We start from the raw sequence: 573 nt of genomic DNA on the forward strand, positions 1-573 counted from the left end.
GCGTGCAACAGGCTGAATATCATGACGGACAGAAACGGATAAAGAAAAGCGGTGAATGGACGGGTATAACCGCTTTGCACACACAAATAATCGCCGGGCAACGTATTGCATTCCATCACATCGAGAAACATCGGATCGACGGCATACATCAACACACCGAACCATACCGCATAAATCAGGCTGGCGATAAAGTAGGCTTTAAAAAATCGGCTCTTACCCATTCCCTACCCCTCACTTCCGCCCCGCGATATGCTCCACCGCCGCCTGCGCACAATACAGCCCAAACGAAGCCGTCACCAGCATACTCGCGCCGTAGCCCGCGCAGGACAAACCTTGCGGCGCGGCATCGGCCGAACACACTTCGCCGGATTGCGGCGGCGTAATATTCTCTGTTGAATAAACGCAAGGCACGCGCATTTTTTCTTTGGTATCGCGGCTGAAGCCGTAGCGCTTGCGCAAGGTATAGCGCAAATTGGAAAGCAGCGGATCGTGGGTAACGCGGCTCAAATCGGCGGTTTGAATCAAAGCCGGATTTTTCTGTCCGCCCGCGCCGCCGCTGATAATAAACGGTTG

General features: G+C 53.9%; 2 pseudogenes. Both read right to left on the reverse strand.

Annotated elements, in window-relative coordinates:
- Positions 1 to 221: pseudogene (locus tag ACTHUM_RS17990) on the reverse strand (hypothetical protein); the annotation flags it as partial.
- Between the two features lie 10 nt (positions 222 to 231).
- A pseudogene (locus ACTHUM_RS17995) lies at positions 232 to 573 on the reverse strand (tRNA threonylcarbamoyladenosine dehydratase); the annotation flags it as partial.

It is taken from the genome of Neisseria sp. P0021.S006 (assembly GCF_051956895.1).